Origin of the sequence: Catalinimonas locisalis, assembly GCF_038039535.1 — a bacterium.
In the GTDB taxonomy this organism is placed as follows: domain Bacteria; phylum Bacteroidota; class Bacteroidia; order Cytophagales; family Cyclobacteriaceae; genus Catalinimonas.
In genome coordinates this window covers 53,939-73,401 of record NZ_JBBPHP010000019.1, presented here as the reverse complement: position 1 = coordinate 73,401, position 19,463 = coordinate 53,939, and the positions used below count along the sequence as shown (strand labels likewise).

Sequence of the window (19,463 nt, the reverse complement as noted above, 5' to 3'; positions counted from 1 at the left end):
AAATGCGATAAAATGCAGGCTCATCCAGTTTCTCACTGAAAATTCAAATCTAACCAATAAGGCTTTGAATCCATCTATTCAGGCATTAGCCACCGCCGGCATGTTCAATGACCGATCTATATTTATAGAGTTCTTCATCAAAAATATGTGTTTTACTCTCATATGTTTTTATGTATTGGCTTGCTGAATTTCTCGGATTTGGCTTTACATTAGCAATAATTTCCTCTTTTTCGGCATGCCTTCTGGAATCCTTCTGAATCAAATCCTGGGTCTGCATTTAAAAATATCCCTTTTAAATTGATACCTGCTTCTTTTAGCAGGTTACAGATTTCCTCAAAAAGCTCCTGTATTTGGTACAGATCATGGTGTTGTCCTTCCTGAGGGGTGGACATAGCCAACATGACTCCTTGGTTGTCAGAAAGAAACAGAGCGTTTGTTGTATTAGTTGCCTTTCTGCCTTGGTAACCTACTGCATCACCACCATTTTTTGCAGGTGTATGGCTGCCATCAAATTCTGCACTGGATAAATCCAGATGGTGCAGGTTTGCTTTCAAAAGATGCACCCAAATTTCCTTCCAACAACCTGCTTTAGACCATTTGTTAAAGTGGTAAAATACGGTGCTCCATGCTAAGACTTTAACTGTAAAAAACTGCTTAGTTGGCACCTCACGCCATTGACAGCCCGTTTTTAGTCGGTAAAGGATACATTCTACTATCTCTACTATCGGTACGGTTGTTTTAAAACCACGTCTCCCATAAGATAAATGTGGTAAAATCCATTTCTCAATCATACTTTTACTTATTATTCCCATTGAAGTGTTAGTTAAAGTTTCGCAACTCTAAATTCTCACTTCTTTGGGAATATTTTTGAAAGTTTAAACAGCTTACAATAGCTAATAAAAGCCATAAACTTCCTTTGCGTTAAATAAGTAAAATCCCGCTCATGGGTATAAGCTTCGCGTTCAAAACTGATTTCCTCATAAGCCTGCCTGTGGTTTCTGCCTTTGAGCCTGCCAATTCCATACTCCAGCAGATAGCATACATAAAAAGGAATGACCAGCAACTCTCGCTGCTGACAGAGATGTATGTTCTCATGATTGAGTAATACCGGATCATCGCTATCCCTTTTCTGACGCACAAAAACGAAAGGATAAAGCGTGATAGCGCGAGCAAAATTTCCGGTGATCAGGCGCACAAATCGCGGAGCATGGAGGATCATCAGAAAAAAAAATTATGCAGCAAAACTTATCATATGTTTACTAAACAAACGGCTTAGAAAGTTATTCATTTCGTCCCACAGTTAGCTTAGAGATATTCATTGTTTCGCTTTGCGGCTTTCTCGGTTACTGCTTCCAACAGAGCTGGCACCCAGTCAGATTTGCTATTAGAACCTTTGGCTCTTTTCTGACCTATTCCTCCAGGGTCTGGGAGGATACGGTTCAACAAGCCCATCACATCGGCTACCAGCCCGGGAAAAAGTCCATTGGCTGCAGTTACTGCTTTAGCCTGTAGAGGGATAATCAGTGAAGTTTCTCCATGCCTGCAAGCCGACACGATGGATTCCGCAGCTTTTTTAGCATCCATAGAAGTAAGGGGCTGCGAAGCAAGGATATGAGCCAGTCCATGCTCCTTCCTGTGCTGACCTTTATGCACCATCTGCCGTACACTACCGGTACGCATCAGACCGGGACACACGGTAGTAATGTAAATATTGTACTTTTGCATTTCGGCGTGTAAGCTTTCCGATAGTCCTACCAGTGCATGTTTGCTGGCGGCATAGGGCGCGAGATGAGGTACTACTACTTTTCCGGCCAGAGAAGCAATATTGACAATTCTCCCCTCCCCTTTCTTCTTCATTTCCGGTAGTACGGCTTGCATCAGGTTATAAGGTGCCCAGAAGTGAATGTTCATAGCTTCTTCATACTCTTTCTTCTCCATTTCTTCAGCCGGTGCAATCTGTATTACCCCCGCATTGTTAATGAGTATCTCTATCGCGCCGAAGTGTTTTTTTACACGACCAAGCATACTCTGAAGCTGATTAGCATCTGTAAGGTCACATGCGACAGTATATACCCCATCAGTACCGTAGGAAGATGCCAATTCGTCCAAATCCTCTTTAGCCTTCTTTAATTCATTTTTATTTCTCGCACAGATGGCCACTTTGGCCCCTTCTTTTACCATGAGCCGGGCGATTTCCAGGCCTAATCCCCGCGAACCTCCGGTGATCAATACTACTTTTTGAGAAAGCTCTATACTGCGGTGTTTGTGGGTAAGCATTCGTGCCAAAGCAACACCTGCTACACCTGCAGCTGTCCAGATCAGTTTTTTTTGGGTGTCATTCATAAAAGTGAGTTTAAAAAATAAAATATTATTCCAGTGCTTAGTCTAGCAGACTGATTAATTTACTTAAAGTATAACGTATGAGAAACAATTGTTTATTTTTTCTTAAACTAAATTTTCTTCCTCCAGACAATATAACGACAAAATTTTCGGATAAGCTGAGAAAACTTTATCTTCCGGCTACAACAACCTTTAATCTTCAGAATTATGAATAAGCAGAACAGAAGAAGTGCGCTCAAAAAAATGGCCGGTAGCGCAGCAATGGTACCTCTGGCAGCACTTCCTTTTAAATCTTCAGGCAAATCATATGCTCCTCTTAAAGGCAACATTAAACACTCAGTTTGTAAATGGTGCTACAGAGACATCGCTCTGGATGAATTCTGTGCGGAAGTTAAAAAGATGGGAATTACTTCTGTAGAATTATTAGGCCCCGATGACTGGCCTACGCTGAAAAAACATGGCCTCACCTGTGCGATGGCTTCCTGCCTGAGAGATGGTTTTGGTATTTCCAAATGCTTCAACCGTACAGAAAATCATGCGCAGCTTTACGATATTTATGCCGAAAGTATACCGGTGGCGGCTGAAGCAGGCCTGAAGCAAATCATTACTTTCTCCGGCAACCGCGATGGTATGGACGATGAAACCGGTATGAAAAACTGTGCGGAGGGCTTAAAGAAGATTATGCCCATCGCAGAAAAACATGACATTATCATCTCTATGGAGTTGCTCAACAGCAAGGTAAATCACCCTGACTATATGTGTGATCATACGGAATGGGGTGTGGAATTATGCAAAATGGTAGGTTCCGATAATTTCAAGCTGCTGTATGATATTTACCACATGCAGATTATGGAAGGTGACGTGATTGCTACTATACAGAAGCACCACCCTTACATTTCTCACTACCATACCGGAGGTGTACCAGGCAGGGCAGAGATTGACGAAACGCAGGAGCTGTACTATCCTGCTATTGTGAGAGCCATCGTGGATACCGGTTTTACAGGCTTTATTGCGCAGGAATTTGTGCCTAAGCAGGACCCTCTTGCTTCTCTGGAAGAAGGCGTCAGAATTTGTGATGTCTAACGTTTCTCTACAATCCAGCCCCCATAGTAAAAAGCTTTGCTAAACAAACGGGGAGCATGAAATCCCGCCTCCTGTAGCAGTTCGCTCAACCGGTGAATTGTCAGGCGGTGGGTATCTACCTGTACATGTTGCAGGCCCTGATCTACCATCTGGCTATCTAAGCCTTTATCCATCATATATTGACGAAAATATTTTAGCTGTAGCTGAAAATCATCTGGCGCATAAATATCCGAGATAATCAGGGGAGCATCTTTGTGCAGACGCTCTGCTATATTGCGCAAAAGTTTGATCTTACCCTCATCATCATCAGGGATAAAGTGCAAAACCAATATCAGTGTAGCGGCATCAAATTTCTGATCAGCCGGCAAGTCACTTACCACTCCGGTTTTGAGCAGTAGCAGAGGGTCATTATCCCAGTAGGCAAGTTTCATCTGGGCCAGGCGTATCATCTGGGGAGAAGGATCTATACCCGTAATTTTCCAGCTATTCACCTGCTGTTTGATCTCTGCCACCTCCTGCCCTGTACCACAGCCTGCAATGAGCAGCCTTCTTTCTTCCCCAACAGGAAGATAAGTCTTCAGGATTGCAGGAATAGACTGCTGTATAAAACGATAGTTGGGTACCCAGGTAGGAATTTTATCATCGTATTGGGTAGCGCGGTCACCCTCAAAAAATTCTATGTGCATGATATTGATACGAATTTTAGGCAAAATGACCATTCCTGCCTGATTATACAAACTTTATTATGCCAGGCTGAAGAGGAAAAAAGGAAAGTTTCTGATAGGGATGCAACCCAAAAGCCTTTTGCTTAATCTTACAGATAACAATGAATAAAACGTAAAGCTATAGAGAAACTATGAGTGTAATGACTCAAAATACACTTAATGAACACAACAAGCGTTGTGCTTTCATAGTATAATTGTATGATCGGCATTTCATACTCGCAAAATCTCAATACCTTTGCGGCTAAACTGAAGAAAAATTTTTAACAGATAAAATCTAATCAAACAATAATGAAAAGGATCTTTTTAATATTTTCTCTTCTGCTTACTTACTCGCTTGCACAAGCCCAGGAGCAGCAAAACCAGTTCACCAGCGCACAGCCTGACCTTCCGGGCATGTTACTTTTTGATTATGGGTTTAACATATTGATGAATGCTCCTGATGAGTTTGAAATCCGAACCATACGCTCCAGAAGCATTGGTTTTCATTATCTTTATCCGGTAGCTTTGGGCGAGTCAAAGTTTTCGTTTCATCCGGGTATAGGTATTTCTTCTCACAATTATACTTTTGATGAAAATGTAACCTTAATGGACGGTGATTCTACTGAAATTGTGGAGATTGATACCGATGAATTTCCTGGTGTAGAAAAGACCAAGCTTTCTGTTCACTACTTCAACATTCCTATGGAGTTCCGCTTCTTTGCCAATGAAGATTATCGTGGATTTACAGCAGCCTTAGGAGGAGTAATAGGACGTCGCTTGCTTTCTTACTCTAAAATCAAGTACAATGATGATGAGTACTTTAAACAAAAAAAGGATTTTAATATTAATCCCTGGCGCTACGGTGCGCATGCCAGAGTTGGGTTTAGAGGCATTACGCTTACCGGACAGTACATGTTTTCTGAAGTATTTTTAGAAGATGAAGGCCCTCAGGCCAATACGCTTACGGTAGGCCTTACTATCTCATTATTCTAGAAATAAAAAAAGCAGAGCTTATCACTCTGCTTTTTTTCTCTTATTAAAATATTATTTCAGGATTAGCTTTTGCTGCATTCGCAAACTTCCCTGCTTGATACTCACTAGATATAATCCACTTGCCAGATTCAGGTTTTGCTTTAGCGCTAGACCTTTCTCCAGTTCTTCCGGCATGACAAGTTCATAGATATACTGCTTACCGTATGCATCCAGCAGCATCACCTCTACTTCCATCCAGGGTTTCAGGTTAAACGCACGAATGATCAGTTCCTCCAGGCTGGCAGGATTAGGATAAAGCAACATTTTCGGATCAGGCGTCACAGCATAGTCCTCAAAGTTCTCTAATACTACCACATTGGAGTAGTCAAACTGTCCGTCAAAGTCTACCTGACGCAGACGGTAATAGCTAAGACCATACAGTGGATTCTTATCTGTAAAGTTATAGCCAAGCTCCTGATAACTATCCCCGGCACCTTTCACCGTGCCTAAGCTTTTCCAGTCCTGTCCATTCACTGAACGCTCTATTTCAAAGAAGTCGTTATTTTTCTCCGAAGCAGTTACCCACTGTAGCAGTGCATGCTTACCTTCCATCTTCACTGAGAAGCTGAGAAGCTCTACGGGTAACACCACATTAGCGGTGCCGAAAGATATATCAGTAGAAGAAAATGGTATCAAATCTACGGAAGTAACACTACCACCTGAAGCACCACCACTTTGACTTGTTCCTCCTCTGTTCTCCCAACGATTATCTGCCCCATCATTATCAGCAGCAGGATATGGGTGACTGTTTTTATCATCCCAATACACAACACGTGTATCGCTGGCATCACTTACCCCAGAAGAGGCATTCCAGTTGACTGCTACTCTTGCAGCATTGCTACCACTACTAGTAATACGCCACATATCGTTGGCAATATCTACTAAGACATCAGCCCCTGTTCCTGGATCAAATATAGTACGGTCCCTTTGGTTAGAGGTAAAGTACTCGGCAGTCCAGTTTTGGTTTCCTGCACCCACATTACTGATGGTAGCAGGCAAATATCTTCCGCTTTTACCAATTGGAAAGCGATAAGTAGCATTTAATACGATGTTGTTTTGAGTAAGAGGGCCATTTACATAACTTATGGCACTTCCACCAATATATGTACCTCCACTTGCAATGGTTAAGGTATTGTTACCGTTTGTAGTCAGCACGCCGTTAGTCAGTATTAAATTTTCATTGATCACAATATCCTGATTAGCGGAAATACTACGTGTAGCATCAGCAGCATTTACGATTGTAACTCCGGCAGGATTATCAATTTCAAGTTCATTAAAAGCATCCGTTCCAGTAAAGTTACCCTGAATTGACTGGGCAGATAAGCCTTCCATCACGATACGAGAACTTCCACCTCCGTTATCAAACTGACTATCATTGCTTTTGTATACATTACCTTTTACGTGAATAGTACTGTTTCCGTCAAATACTATTACCTCTACATCACCTCTTATATCAAAATCCTCACAGACATTAAGTGATAAGTTATTGGGTAACACCCGCTCTCCACTACCTGAAAAAATTACTCTTCTGATATTAGGCAAGTCGGTAAGTACAGGATAATCTCCACCACCAGCATACTCCAAACCGCCTCCACCTGAGCAGTTTTCATCCGGAAAGAACTCTTCGTAGTCACCAGTAGGGAAAACCACTGAGCTACCATCTGATTCAAGGCGAATTGTACCCTCTCCGGTTACAAAGCCTAGGTTATGATTACTAGAACCATCCTGAATCACTAAAATAGCCCCTGATTCTATGGTGATTTTGCGAGTTCTGATATTATTTTGGTTAAAATTCAATATATCACCCGACTTTACTGTGATATCAGGAGTCTCACCGGATATCGGCGCTACTCCTCCATCATAAGTAGTAGTAGCAAAGAAGTTACCACCTCCACTGTCATTGGTAATGAACTGGGGCACCTGATCGGGAATTGCTGCACCACATAATGGGCTAGTACCATTATTTTCAAGTGTAACGCCTGCGGTATAGATACCTTCTATGGTAGCATCAGCTTGATCGTTAAAATCATAATGTATCTGCTGAGTAGCTTCATCAAAATCATTATTAGAGAAAAGTTTATCCCAGGCATCACTGGTATTATACAATCGGGCAGGTCCATAATTAACAAGTGAATAAGGGCTGGTCACTTCCACATCATTCTGATCGTAGCGCATAGAAAAATCTCCATTAAAACCTGTAATTCCACTACTTTTGATGATCCAGTAATATTGGAGCACATTATCCGCATCCGTGATATTAGGGTCACCACATATGGCAAATTCATCATCTTCTGTAATAGGAGGAATATCCCGAACCGGGCGAGCAGTGATGTAGCCAGCTGAAATATCGTTAATTGTGACTACTATTGGAGTATAAGCTACCAAACCAACCGGATAAGTAAAGGTCTCATTGCCTGCACTTACTGCATTGAAATACTTTCTGATTCCAAAGTCTCTGATAGCACTATTGGTTTGGATCATGTTGTTCACATTGAAATCATCTACGCCTCTTCCACCAATGCCATTTTCAATGTATGCATCTGCAGGAAACACGATCAGGTTACCACCAACATCAAATACACCGGTAGTAAGTGTCAGCTTTTCGTTAATCCTAAAATTTTCTTCGGTATCGCGGATTAGCAAACCGGAAGCGTTATCCAGGTTAACCACACCAAACTCGCTGGTACCAGAACTTGAACGGTCCAGTATCTGCTGCTGTGTACCATTAAAGACTATACCAGGACCAGTAGACGCACTGGTATGAATTGCATCATGCAGTAAGTCTTTTTTAATGTAAAAGGCACTGCTTTGGGTATTTAATGTTCCATCCTCAATAGTAGCATTATTATTTACCGTTACATTTTTTGACAAGCTTAATGTACCGCTACCCGTTTTTTCAAAATTCCAGAAGTTGGTAGTACCTGTACCCGTAATGGTGGCATTAGTTCCTACCTGAAAAGTAGTTATCTGGTCATTTATTGAGTTACCGCTGGTAGAGAATACCCCATCATTATTAAGATTTTCCAGAATGGTAAGGTCAAAACCATTGGCATCAAAGTTTACTCCTGTACCGATATCCAGTATATGCGTGCTTAATGGAAGGCTATACAGTTTTGCTGTAATATTAGCAGAAGCGATCTCTACTTCTGACAATTCAACATTACTCTGTATACCAAAACGATCTTGTGTAGATGGTGTATCTCCATTTCCAATCGTGATAATAGTACCATCAGCTATATTAACAGCATCTGGCTCCAATAGTAAACTTGCAACTGTTGGTGAGTTATTATCACGAACCAAAGTAAAAGAACCACCAGTATGTTCAAAAGAACTTCCTGCGTTAATAACTTCAAAAATACCTCTATTAGATTCAGGAGCAGCATTTTTTCCTAACTCTACTATGCCTCCACTTTGTGCATACTGTAAGATACCTGTATTTGAGTTGAGACCACGTCTGATTTGCGAACCCACGATAAGGTTACCATCCGTAACTTCAATACTGGCCTGACCTGATGAACTATATTCTATAAAGTTATTTCCATTATTAGCAGTGTCATCCATGTCTAACTCTCCCCCACTGACATGTAGTAATCCATCTAAAATAATTCCCGTATTATCACCATCTATGTGAGCTACTCCCTGACGAATTTCCAGTCCTCCTGAACCGGATGAAGCATCAGCATTGTTGGTATTAGGGAGGAAGAAGTTACCCGTAGATTCTTCTGTTAAGGTTACATCAATTGAGGAGTTATTTAATATCAGTAAACCGTTTAGAATTTCTATAGGCTGTTCATTGGTAATGTTAATATCAGGTAATGAAAAATTGTTATTAAAAGTAAAGGAGGAGGCTACATCGGAACCCTTGTTCATAACAATTTTATATAATTCAGGCACCAACAAAGAACCATCTTCAGTTTGTATATCGGTTATACCATTTAACTCACCTTGAAATTCTAAGATTACACCACCACCTCCTGTATTTGCATAGAGATCAATGTCAGGTTGCCCTGATCCCGAGTTTTTTTCCTCAACCCTTATATCACCTTTGACAATTAACCTATGCTCAACTGTAGCATCTTCGTCAACAAGTATTCCTACATCCTTACCATAACCTGACTGACTTTCTCCTAATAAGTTGATACCACCAACAGTAACTGTCCACTCACCAGTTTCTGGAAAAACCAATACCCCAGGATTACTATTACCAATTAGTAATGTATCCTCCACATTGATAGATCCTGTAAAACCATCTTGTAAAAACAAGCGAACCCGCGACCTCATGCCCATAGCCCCCAAAACATTAATACTATGATTTAGATCCGCATTGTAGTAAGATCCCGCAGACCCTTTATTTCCGGATTGATTACCGGCTATGATCAAATTTGGAAACTCTGACAAATTGGTAGGTATAGAAGTATTATTATCATGCACTTTGTATTGAAAGGTATTAGTGGTTAAGCTGGCCCATTGGCCAAAATCTCCCTCAAGAGTATAAGTGCTTGGAGCAATTTCACGGACTATTTGCGAGCTAGTTCCATTCGTTCCTTCCACTACACCTAAATTGACACTATTAAGGCTGCCATTGGTTTGTATTGTTAATTGGGGAGAATTGCCTCCATCAAATGTCAATGAAGCTACCTCTATATCATTTGGCGCACTACCTTGTTCTGATATCGTTATTGCATGACTATCATCAGATGTAGCCCCAGCAATTATAGCGATATCTCCTATTTGAGGATAATCAGAAGCGGCACTTCCTTCATGTTTATCGATTACATCTGTTGACCATGTATTAAATGAATGCCAATCTCCATCACGACGGCTGTAATAGATTTCAGGAGTACCCACAAACCTAGCAGCCACGCCTGCGGTATAGCTGGCATTTTCCAGAGTGAAGCCAATATTAGGAAATTGAGGGTCCCAATTTCCCGTTACACTGGCACCATTAAATACCTTGCTGTTAGTGCTATTATCAATATTATCATCAGCCACAGCGGCAGGTAAAGGTAGGGTATTTCCTGTATTTAAACCGTTGAATATAATTACATTACCCGGATTCCCTCCTAGCAAATTATGGTTCTCATTGGTATCGTTTACACTTCCGTTTCCACTGGTATTAGTATTTTTCACAGCTTGTTCAGTTCCATCATAAGAACGTTGGTATGTGCCACTATCCAACACTTTTCCAGGAACATAATTGCCTTCCGCTCCACCATCTATATCATCTTGGTCATACTGAAATAACCATGAAACTGTAGGTAGACCACCATCAAATCCCTCATGACCTATTCTCCAATAGTAAGATAAAATATCTCCGCCTGATAAATCAGTCGTTTGTAACTCTCCGTCCACAGGGCGTACCGTCACATATTCATCACCAGAGTAAGTTACCGACCCATCATTGACAATGTACATCACCGCTGGTGTATACTTGTCTTTAATACCAATTGGGAACCAGATTAGGTTATTATTCTGGTACTCGTTGTTGGTATTATCATAAGAGGGATCAAAACCTACATTTTGTGTATCATCTACTCCATGAATGTTGGTAGTTCTGGGCACTTTAATACTTAACCCTCCGTCAGAAGCATTACCAGCTGTAAAGAAATATTGCTCTGCCCCAGAAGTATTGTCGCCAAAAAGATTTTCTCCATTGCCACTACGCAAACGATGATCATCGCTAGTTTTGCTCTCTGTATTTAAGTCCAGAATATCTACTTTCAGGTTATGGGTACCTAAATTTACCCCCCCATGCCGATAAGCCATACGGGTGACTGTTAAATCACCACCCAACCGCAATTCGTCATTACCCAAATCAACTACAAGGTTACCAATAGTAGATTCAGAGGTAGAGTTAATTAGAATTATATCACCTACCGTTGGCTGATCCTTTTCTCTGACTTCAAGGAAAGAATTTACCGGATTGACACCCTGTTCATACACCAACAAATTACCATCCAAATCTATAGTGTCTGCATAAGCCCTTACGATATAACCAAATTGGTCCCCGATAGGATCAATCTGGTTTAAGGTAGAATTACTGGATATGGTCAATCCATTTCTGATATAAAGTAATCTGGCATTGTTAGAATCAAGATTTTTACCACCTGAAGCAGTTAATATATTTCCGTTATCCTCAACTCCAGGATTTTTGGCTTGTAGCTGTAGCGTACCTCCCGATTTATCAATTACCAAGTTGTAAAGTGGAAATCTATATTCAATATAACTTTCGTCTCCGTCAGGGTCGTCATAGTTCGTCAGTGCTGCTTTGTAAGAGGTTATATTTCCCACATAGAGGATTCCATTTTCAGTTCCATTAAAAGTCACGGTAGCACTTCCTGCGTCATCAGCGTCATTGGTGAATAAATCCAATACACCACTATCTTCAATGGTCAGGTTGCGACCCACTTCCAGATCAGAGCAGTTAACGCCATCTGGGCAAAGGTCTAAGTAGCTACCATAGGTATTTGTTCCATCACTTCTGGTAGTACCCGTTTCAATTGTAAGATCATTCAATACTACCAAGTCTGGCGCAGGATCAATTGTCCTTTCTGAACCACCATTTCCTGAGGACCCATTGCTTACTGTTACTCTGGCATTAGTATTAGTGCTACTTATAGAATTAGTAATTTCTAAATTATAAAAAGAGGCGCGGGAAGTAATTTTCGCAGCGTTAGTAGTACTAGATTCTGCAGTTACAGTGCCTCCTGTAACACTTATATTCCCAGGATCACTATTGATAAATATTAAACCTCTGCTGTTTGCTCCTTTCACAGCCAACGTACCACCACTCATGATAAAAACATTACCAGTATAGGTTAAACTAAAAATATAGTAATCGCCACTGGCTCCTCCTAGCCCACCATCTACTTCTACATTGCCCCCGGACTGGTTATAACCGCCTAAGCTCCCTGAGCCCTGCACAGATGTTCTAATCTGATTTGTTAGAATATTTCCTCCTTCTACCTTGATAAGACCGTTTTCTCGGAGCGTTAATCCACTATTGCCCGTTGCTTCAAGGTAACCAGCGCTTACCTGTACTGTACCATAAGGAACGATAGCGGTTGCTGAGGTTTTACGTACATCTCCTCCATTTACCCAGAGGCGAGCAGTAGATGAAATAGCATAATTGGTTGCCCTGTTGAGTACAGGTATTTCAATATTACCTCCTATTTCTGCCGTACCATTGATTAATGCAAAAGCGTTGGTATTTTGTATTGCTGATTGTAGGTCAGCATCAACATTATCATTTGCATAACCGAGCAGGCGAAAGTTATCAATATCAGTAGATTGGAAGGATACTTTATAGGTTTTATCAGTGCCTTTATCAATGACAACACGATAGAAAAAAGTAGTATTGTTGCAATTTACGGTCTGATCTGCATTATCATTGGTAAAGAAAACATCTACTATACCATCTGAGGCTTCATTATTATAATAAGTGTGCCCCGGACTTCTACGATCATTTTCCGTAGCAAAGTCTGCACGGTTGGTAAAGTATACGTCTCCATTATTGGTAAAATCTCCTTTGATTTCAAAGGTATGGCGCGCATTAGCGGTAGAAGTGGAAATACTCCCTATTCTGTCAGTACCATTATCCGTTACCAATACATCACCATTGACAACGAATGTTCTGGCATTAGCGGTACCATCCCCAAACTGTAAATTGCCATTTCGTACTTCTAAGTCGCCATTCAATGAGATATTCGCCCCCAGTATCGCTTTGGACGTATTATTCACCAGACTTATCCGCATATTTTTAAAGGTCCGCACTTGATCCAAAGTGATATCTGCTGCTGCTTTTATCACTACTGTACCTCCATTATCGACATCTGCAAACCCTATATTACCTGTCACCTCTCCTGCAGGAAAGTTATCCACCAGAATGCCACCATTACCGGCTATTCTGATTTCGCCTTTACCATTGATTGTTTTAAAGTCATGCCCACTAGAGGTAGTAAGATCCAGATTACCATCTACTTTGATAGAGTTTACAATTAAATTATTGGTACTAGCCTGAACAGTTACAGTGCGCCCTGATCTGATAATTACCTCATCCGAAGTTGAAGGTGTTTGATTAGCTGGATTTTTAAATAAAGGGGCGGTAGAAGCATCGGTAGTCCAGGTATTGGGATCATTCCAGTTACCATTCTGAAATACATACCAGGTTTTGGCCAGCAAAGGAGCACCTGTTCCCAAGGTGTAATAGCCTGTATTAAGACGTGAAGAGGGCACTGAAACTACTATTTTATCTCCGCCTTCCAAGGTATAACTATCAGCATATACTCTGTCAAAGTCGTCGCCAGATGCAGGGCGATACAGCAATACATATTCGGAAAGGGTGCCCGAATAAGTAAGACCTGCCTCTGCAAAATCAAAAACCATTTGTACACTCACATCCCCACCATCTACACCTGCTAAGCCACCCCCATTATTTTTTTCCACATACCAGTCTCTACTCCAGCGATTGGTAATGTTGGTTACATCTGCTCTATTGTTAGTAGTGATACTATGCGCTGTACCACTGTGTGCCAACATCACATATTCATCAGCATCAAGGGAAGAAGAATTTTCGCGAATCGTAAGGCCTCCACTTGACAAAGAGTTGGTTCGCTTGTCTGTCCCGTCAGAGCCTACTCCTCGTATGTCTTGGTCATATGCACCATCGTAGCCAGTGCCATTCCCAAAATAATCGTTGGAAATAGTTATACTATATTTTTGACCAAGGTAGTTTTCTACTATCGTACGTTGAGGATTATTTAGTGGTTCACTGTAAACTAATATTTCTGCAATGTCACCATCAAAATACCTATTATCTCCGTCATCAAATAACCCAATCGTTACATTGTCATCTAAATCATTGATTGAAGCACTGCCGGAGGTAGCTACATTATTACCATTTACAAACAATTTTAAATTGCCATCAGCTACATACGATCCAATTACTGAACCAACACTTCCTTCACTTACATTTCCACCACTGGCACTAGCTGAGCCTGCATAACCATTTAAGTTGAATCCTCCTCCATTTACAAAAAGCGTCCATGAACGTTCTGATCCTCCTGATCCGGCTCTTTTGGATATTATTGCTCTTGGCACTACAGTTCCAGAATTAAATACTGCCAGGATAGATAAAGTGCTTTTGCCGTCAAGTCGGTTGTCTCCTCCATTGTCATCCAAAATTCTTAAGTAGTCATTACTTCCATCAAATTGGAGCGCAGGCTTACCTCCTATGAGACTGCTGTTCCAAGTTGGGCTCGTGCCTATTGTGCCGGTGTATAAAGCGTCATAGTTGTTCCCGGATTTGTCTAGCCAGGTATCTCCATCAGAAAATGAAGTTAGATCACTAGCATCTAACCAGATAAGGTTCTCTGGCTCTCCACTGCTACCATCTGAATTACCTACGCCAGCAGGACCAACCTGGGCATAAAGAAGGGAGGTTAAAAATAAGTTTGCCACCAAAATCAATAATACACTTCTCAATAAATTTTGGGTGTTGCGTAAGGCTTTATTCATAAATCACGCTGATTACTAAGCTTAATTAGAATTAATCAAGGCTCAATAATACAAATAGTATTTCTAAGCTTAGTAAAATGCAAATTGAGGAGATTGTAAGTAAATGTTTTGCAATGCGAGAAGATATAGACAAACCCTGCCTAAACAATTTGTATCACAACTATCAACAGCCAACAATTATTGAATAAATCCAGGAAAAATTAAACTATACAAGCCTATAAATAAGAAAAGTTCAATAATTCACCTTCTTTAAGATCCATCAGAGTGTAAAAATTTGTGTGAATTTAAAAATGTGCACAGGAACTTATCCAAGTAATAAATTCAGGTTTTCTATACGAAATGTACAACCCACACTCGGTCTAGCTTTAGGGTTAAGCCAGTAAAATTATAGGCCAGAATTATGAAGACATGCTTTTTTATGCAACGCTTATACCTTCATGTTGAAGATCAAAAACAAGCTTCTTGCAGGATATTAATATTTATTACTCAGGTAGAGATACTTTTCACTCCTATTTCAGTAAGTATAATAAAGCTGTGATGTAGTCTACATTATTGCTTTATTATACTCTTAATACTCCCCTAATTGGCTTCCAGTTTGTAAGTAATATCCTTAAGTTTTTCTACCTTTTCAAAAAAACTATTCACCGGATTGATCTTAAATTTCCTGGACATAGTATCTACCGTAATGCTCTCCATACCGTCTTTTAAGTAAACTTTCAGCGCACAACTTCCCTGATAATCTAAAAGGAGTTTTTCTAACTCAGTCACTAGCTTTTCATCAAGAATTTCTACCGGTATGTTAAGCTGAATACCCTTTGTCATCTTCTCACGGATTTCACTTAATAGCTGCACGGACTGAGGGCGAAGTTCCCAGACATCCGGCTGATTGTACCGTTCCTCTACCCGGCCCCTAACATATACAAACTCCCCTACAGATAAGCGGTGCCGATTGCTCAAAAAATCTTCCCCAAAAAATGCCAGGTTTAGTGAGGTCTGATAATCCTCAATCGTCACGAGGCCAAAAGGCTTACCGGTCCGGGTCTGTCGTTCCTGGAAAGAAGTTACGATTCCGGCCACAGAAATATCCTGATTCTTGTAGTTAGCTACCTGATCAACTGTGCAGGTACAGAAATTTTTTATCTCCAACTTAAATTGATCCAAAGGGTGGCCTGAGATATAAAAACCTATTACCTCTTTTTCTATCTTCAGCTTTTCTATCTCACTGTAAGGCTCACATTCTGTCACCTTGGGTAAAGGAACATCTACTCCATTACTACCCCCAAACAAAGATTGTTGAGCAGATTCTTCTTCCTGCTGCAGTGTAACGGCATATTTACATGCTTTTTCTATCAGGCTGGTATCTCCTTCTTCCGAATACAGATACTGCCTACGGTGCAGGCCATCAAAACAATCAAAGGCACCGGCCATGGCCAATACCTCCAGTGTCTTCTTGTTGACCTGCCGCAGGTTAATCCGCTTGGTAAATTCAAAAATATCTTTATACAACCCTTCTCCATCTCTTTCTTCAATGATGGCACTTACTGCGTTTTCACCCGCTCCTTTTACAGCTCCTAGTCCAAAGCGAATCTGCCCTTCTTTATTTACTCCAAAGAAATATCTACTTTCATTGACATCGGGTCCCAGTACATTGATGCTCTGCCGCTTACATTCATCCAGAAAGGCAGTTACCTTATCGGAGTTGTTCATGTTATGCGTAAGTACAGCAGCCATGTACTCTGCCGGATAATTTGCCTTCAGATAGCCAGTTTGGTAAGCTACTACCGAATAAGCAGCGGAGTGAGAACGGTTGAAACCATACTGAGCAAACTTTTCCATGATAGAAAAGACTTCTTCCGCTTTGGCTTTTTCAATACCATGTTTTTCTTTGGCGCCTTTCACGAAGATCTCCCGCTGCTTATTCATCTCTTCTATCTTCTTCTTACCCATGGCCCGGCGCAGCAAATCCGCACCTCCGAGAGAGTAACCGCCTAGAATCTGAGCAGTCTGCATGATCTGCTCCTGGTACACCATGATGCCGTAGGTGTTTTTGAGAATACCTTCCAGCAAGGGGTGCGGATACTCCACTTCTTCTCTGCCATGCTTTCGGTCAATGAAGTTAGGAATGAACTGCATCGGCCCCGGACGGTAGAGTGCGTTCATAGCAATCAGGTCTTCTATATTGGTGGGCTTGAGCTTTTGCAGCCACTGTCGCATACCTTCCGACTCAAACTGGAAAGTACCTACCGTATCGCCTCGCTGATAGAGCTTATACGTTTCTTCATCGTCCAGGGGAATTGCTTCAATGTCTATTTCAACCCCATGATTCTGCTTGATATTTTCAAGGGCTGTTTTAATGATGGTAAGCGTTTTCAGCCCCAGAAAGTCCATCTTCAGCATACCGGCAGATTCTACTACCGAACCATCAAACTGGGTAATGAAAAGGTCAGAATCTTTATCCGTCTTGACAGGAATATATTCCAGTAAATCATCCGGTGCGATGATTACCCCGGCGGCATGGATACCAGTACCTCTTACCGAACCCACCAGCGTTTGCGCCAGGTTCACTACTTCAGACTGCTTACCCCGGCCACGTTTGATTTCCTGTAGCTCAGGTACTTCTGCCAGCGCTTGTTCAAAGGTAGTACCTGGTTTTTCAGGTACCAGCTTGGCAATGCGGTTGGCTTCCGGCAATGGCAGTTCGCTTACCCGGGCCACATCGCGAATAGACATTTTAGGTGCCATGGTGCCAAAAGTAACAATCTGTGCTACCTGGTTTCTTCCATATTTTTTGATTACGTACTCTATCACATCCTGCCGCCCGTCATCGTCAAAGTCAATGTCAATATCAGGCATAGAAATACGCTCAGGATTGAGAAAACGCTCAAACAGCAGATCGTACTTGATCGGGTCAATATTGGTGATTCCTGTACAATAGGCGACTACCGAACCGGCAGCAGAACCACGACCAGGGCCTACTTTTACACCCATCTTGCGAGCAGCATTGATAAAGTCCTGTACAATCAGGAAGTAGCCGGGGAAGCCCATGTCTTTGATGATCTTCAACTCATGATCAATCCGTTCTCTGATCTCCGGTGTAACTTCATCATAATGACTTTTTGCGCCTTCGTAGGCCAGATGACGGAGGTAGTCATCCTGATCCTCAAATTCATCGGGTATTTCAAAGCGAGGCAGAAGAATATCGCGCTCCAGTTTGAGCTCTTCTGTTTTCTCTACAATCTCATAGGTATTGGTGATGGCTTCCGGCAAATCCTGGAAGAGGCGCTTCATTTCCTCTTCTGTCTTGAAATAAAACTCATCATTGGGCATTCCAAAGCGAAATCCTCTTCCTCGCCCCTTAGGCATAGACATCACATCACCATTCTTCACACAAAGTAAAGTGTCGTGGGCATCGGCATCTGCACGCTTGGTATAGTACACATCGTTGGTAGCAATGGCTTTGACCTTATACTTTTCGGCAAAGCGAAGCAGTATTTCATTAACACGATTCTCTTCTTCCAATCCGTGGCGCTGAAGCTCTACGTAAAAATCTTCCCCAAAGGTATCCTTCCACCAAACAAAAGCTTCTTCTGCCTGATGTTCACCCACATTCAGAATCAGGTCAGGCACCTCGCCGGAGATACTGCCAGTGGTAGCAATAAGTCCGTGCTTATACTTCTGGATTAATTCCTTGTCTACCCGGGGAAAGCCGCCATAGTAGCCTTCTATATAACCCAGGGAACAAAGCTTGGAGAGGTTTTGATAGCCTTCCTGATTTTTGGCCAGCAGCAGTTGCAGACTCCGCTGGTCTTTCATGTCTTTGGTAAACTTCTTCTGGTGACGATCTTCTACCACGTAGACATCGCAGCCGATGATCACTTTGACACCTTGTCTTTTTCCTTCCGCTACCGCTTTAAAGGCTCCAAAAAGACTACCCAGGTCGGTAATTGCTACAGCAGGCATCTCCTGTTCTTTGGCTGCGGCAACTATATTTCTAATGCTGGCTGTACTTTGTAGAATAGAGTACTGAGAGTGGACATGCAAATGACTGAAAGGAGCAGTCTTAATTTCTTTGACGGGCTCGGTACTGACCGGAATGGTTGGAGACTCTGACTCTTTCTGTTCTTTTTCAGCGCGGCTGGCCGCTTCCAGATCAGGCGCTTCATAAGTGATTTGTTCCAGCGGCACCTCGTCGTTGTAGGGCTTAACCACTCTTTCTTTTAGCAGACCAAAATAGCAGCGAGCAGTAGCATCTACATCAAAGGCAGAGTTGTGGGCTTCGTCAAAGCCTACTCCAAACAGTTTCTGATGCAGTTCGGAAAGCGTTGGCCATTTGTATCTACCCCCTCTACCACCGGGAATTTTACAGAAGTTGGTAGACTCATCTTTGGTATCCAGTTTCTGAATATCCATCAGAGCAGTAGGCAAATTTGTCCTGACCAGCTCTGCTCCGGTGATATTGATATCAAAATCTACGTTATGTCCGATGACCACTTTGGTACGCTCCAGATCTTTGTTGAAGATCTCCAATACTTTTTCCAACGGATGGCCTTCTTTCAGTGCACGCTCAGTAGAAATACCGTGTACTTTTTCAGAATTGAAAGGAATAGTAAAACCCTCCGGTTTCACAATATAATCCTGCTGGTTAAGCAGCTTACCATCAGCGGCATGAAGCTGCCAGGAAAGCTGTACAATCCGAGGCCAGTTATCCAGGTCAGTAATGGGGGCATTATAATCACGGGGTAGTCCGGTAGTCTCAGTATCAAAGATCAGGTACATAAACTGTGTAGT

At 41.8% G+C, this 19,463-nt stretch carries 8 protein-coding genes; 2 read left to right on the top strand and 6 right to left on the bottom strand.

The features are described from left to right. Positions 1 to 209: 209 nt before the first annotated feature. The 3 genes from WJR50_RS20340 to WJR50_RS20330 form a co-directional block, all read right to left on the bottom strand. The gene (locus tag WJR50_RS20340) at positions 210 to 812 is read right to left on the bottom strand and encodes a transposase (RefSeq protein ID WP_341295157.1); all 603 of its coding nucleotides are present in this window, start codon (positions 810 to 812) and stop codon (positions 210 to 212) included. 35 nt (positions 813 to 847) lie between these two features. Continuing rightward, a complete protein-coding gene (locus tag WJR50_RS20335; protein WP_341295156.1) occupies positions 848 to 1,219 on the bottom strand; it encodes a hypothetical protein in 372 nt (123 codons plus the stop codon). 86 nt (positions 1,220 to 1,305) lie between these two features. Beyond that, complete coding sequence (locus tag WJR50_RS20330; RefSeq protein ID WP_341295155.1) at positions 1,306 to 2,343, bottom strand: SDR family NAD(P)-dependent oxidoreductase; 1,038 nt, start codon at positions 2,341 to 2,343, stop codon at positions 1,306 to 1,308. A 204-nt stretch (positions 2,344 to 2,547) separates the two neighbouring features. On the opposite strand from WJR50_RS20330, the gene WJR50_RS20325 reads away from it, so the two are divergent. Next, positions 2,548 to 3,423 (top strand): hydroxypyruvate isomerase family protein, encoded by an 876-nt coding sequence (locus WJR50_RS20325; protein WP_341295154.1) that lies wholly within the window; start codon positions 2,548 to 2,550, stop codon positions 3,421 to 3,423. Here WJR50_RS20325 and WJR50_RS20320 read toward each other — a convergent pair. Continuing rightward, on the bottom strand, positions 3,420 to 4,109 hold the full coding sequence (locus WJR50_RS20320) for a class I SAM-dependent methyltransferase (RefSeq protein ID WP_341295153.1): 690 nt from the start codon (positions 4,107 to 4,109) through the stop codon (positions 3,420 to 3,422). The two genes, WJR50_RS20325 and WJR50_RS20320, sit on opposite strands and share 4 nt — an antisense overlap. Positions 4,110 to 4,436: 327 nt before the next feature. Here WJR50_RS20320 and WJR50_RS20315 point away from each other — a divergent pair, with 327 nt between their 5' ends. Beyond that, positions 4,437 to 5,120 (top strand): outer membrane beta-barrel protein, encoded by a 684-nt coding sequence (locus WJR50_RS20315; RefSeq protein ID WP_341295152.1) that lies wholly within the window; start codon positions 4,437 to 4,439, stop codon positions 5,118 to 5,120. A 51-nt stretch (positions 5,121 to 5,171) separates the two neighbouring features. Here WJR50_RS20315 and WJR50_RS20310 read toward each other — a convergent pair whose 3' ends face one another. Together WJR50_RS20310 and dnaE are read right to left on the bottom strand one after the other, a co-directional pair. After that, positions 5,172 to 14,675, bottom strand: a complete 9,504-nt coding sequence (locus WJR50_RS20310) for a hypothetical protein (protein WP_341295151.1) — start codon at positions 14,673 to 14,675, stop codon at positions 5,172 to 5,174. Positions 14,676 to 15,254: 579 nt separating this feature from the next. Further along, positions 15,255 to 19,451, bottom strand: a complete 4,197-nt coding sequence (gene dnaE / locus WJR50_RS20305; RefSeq protein ID WP_341295150.1) for a DNA polymerase III subunit alpha — start codon at positions 19,449 to 19,451, stop codon at positions 15,255 to 15,257. Between the last annotated feature and the right edge of the window lie 12 nt (positions 19,452 to 19,463).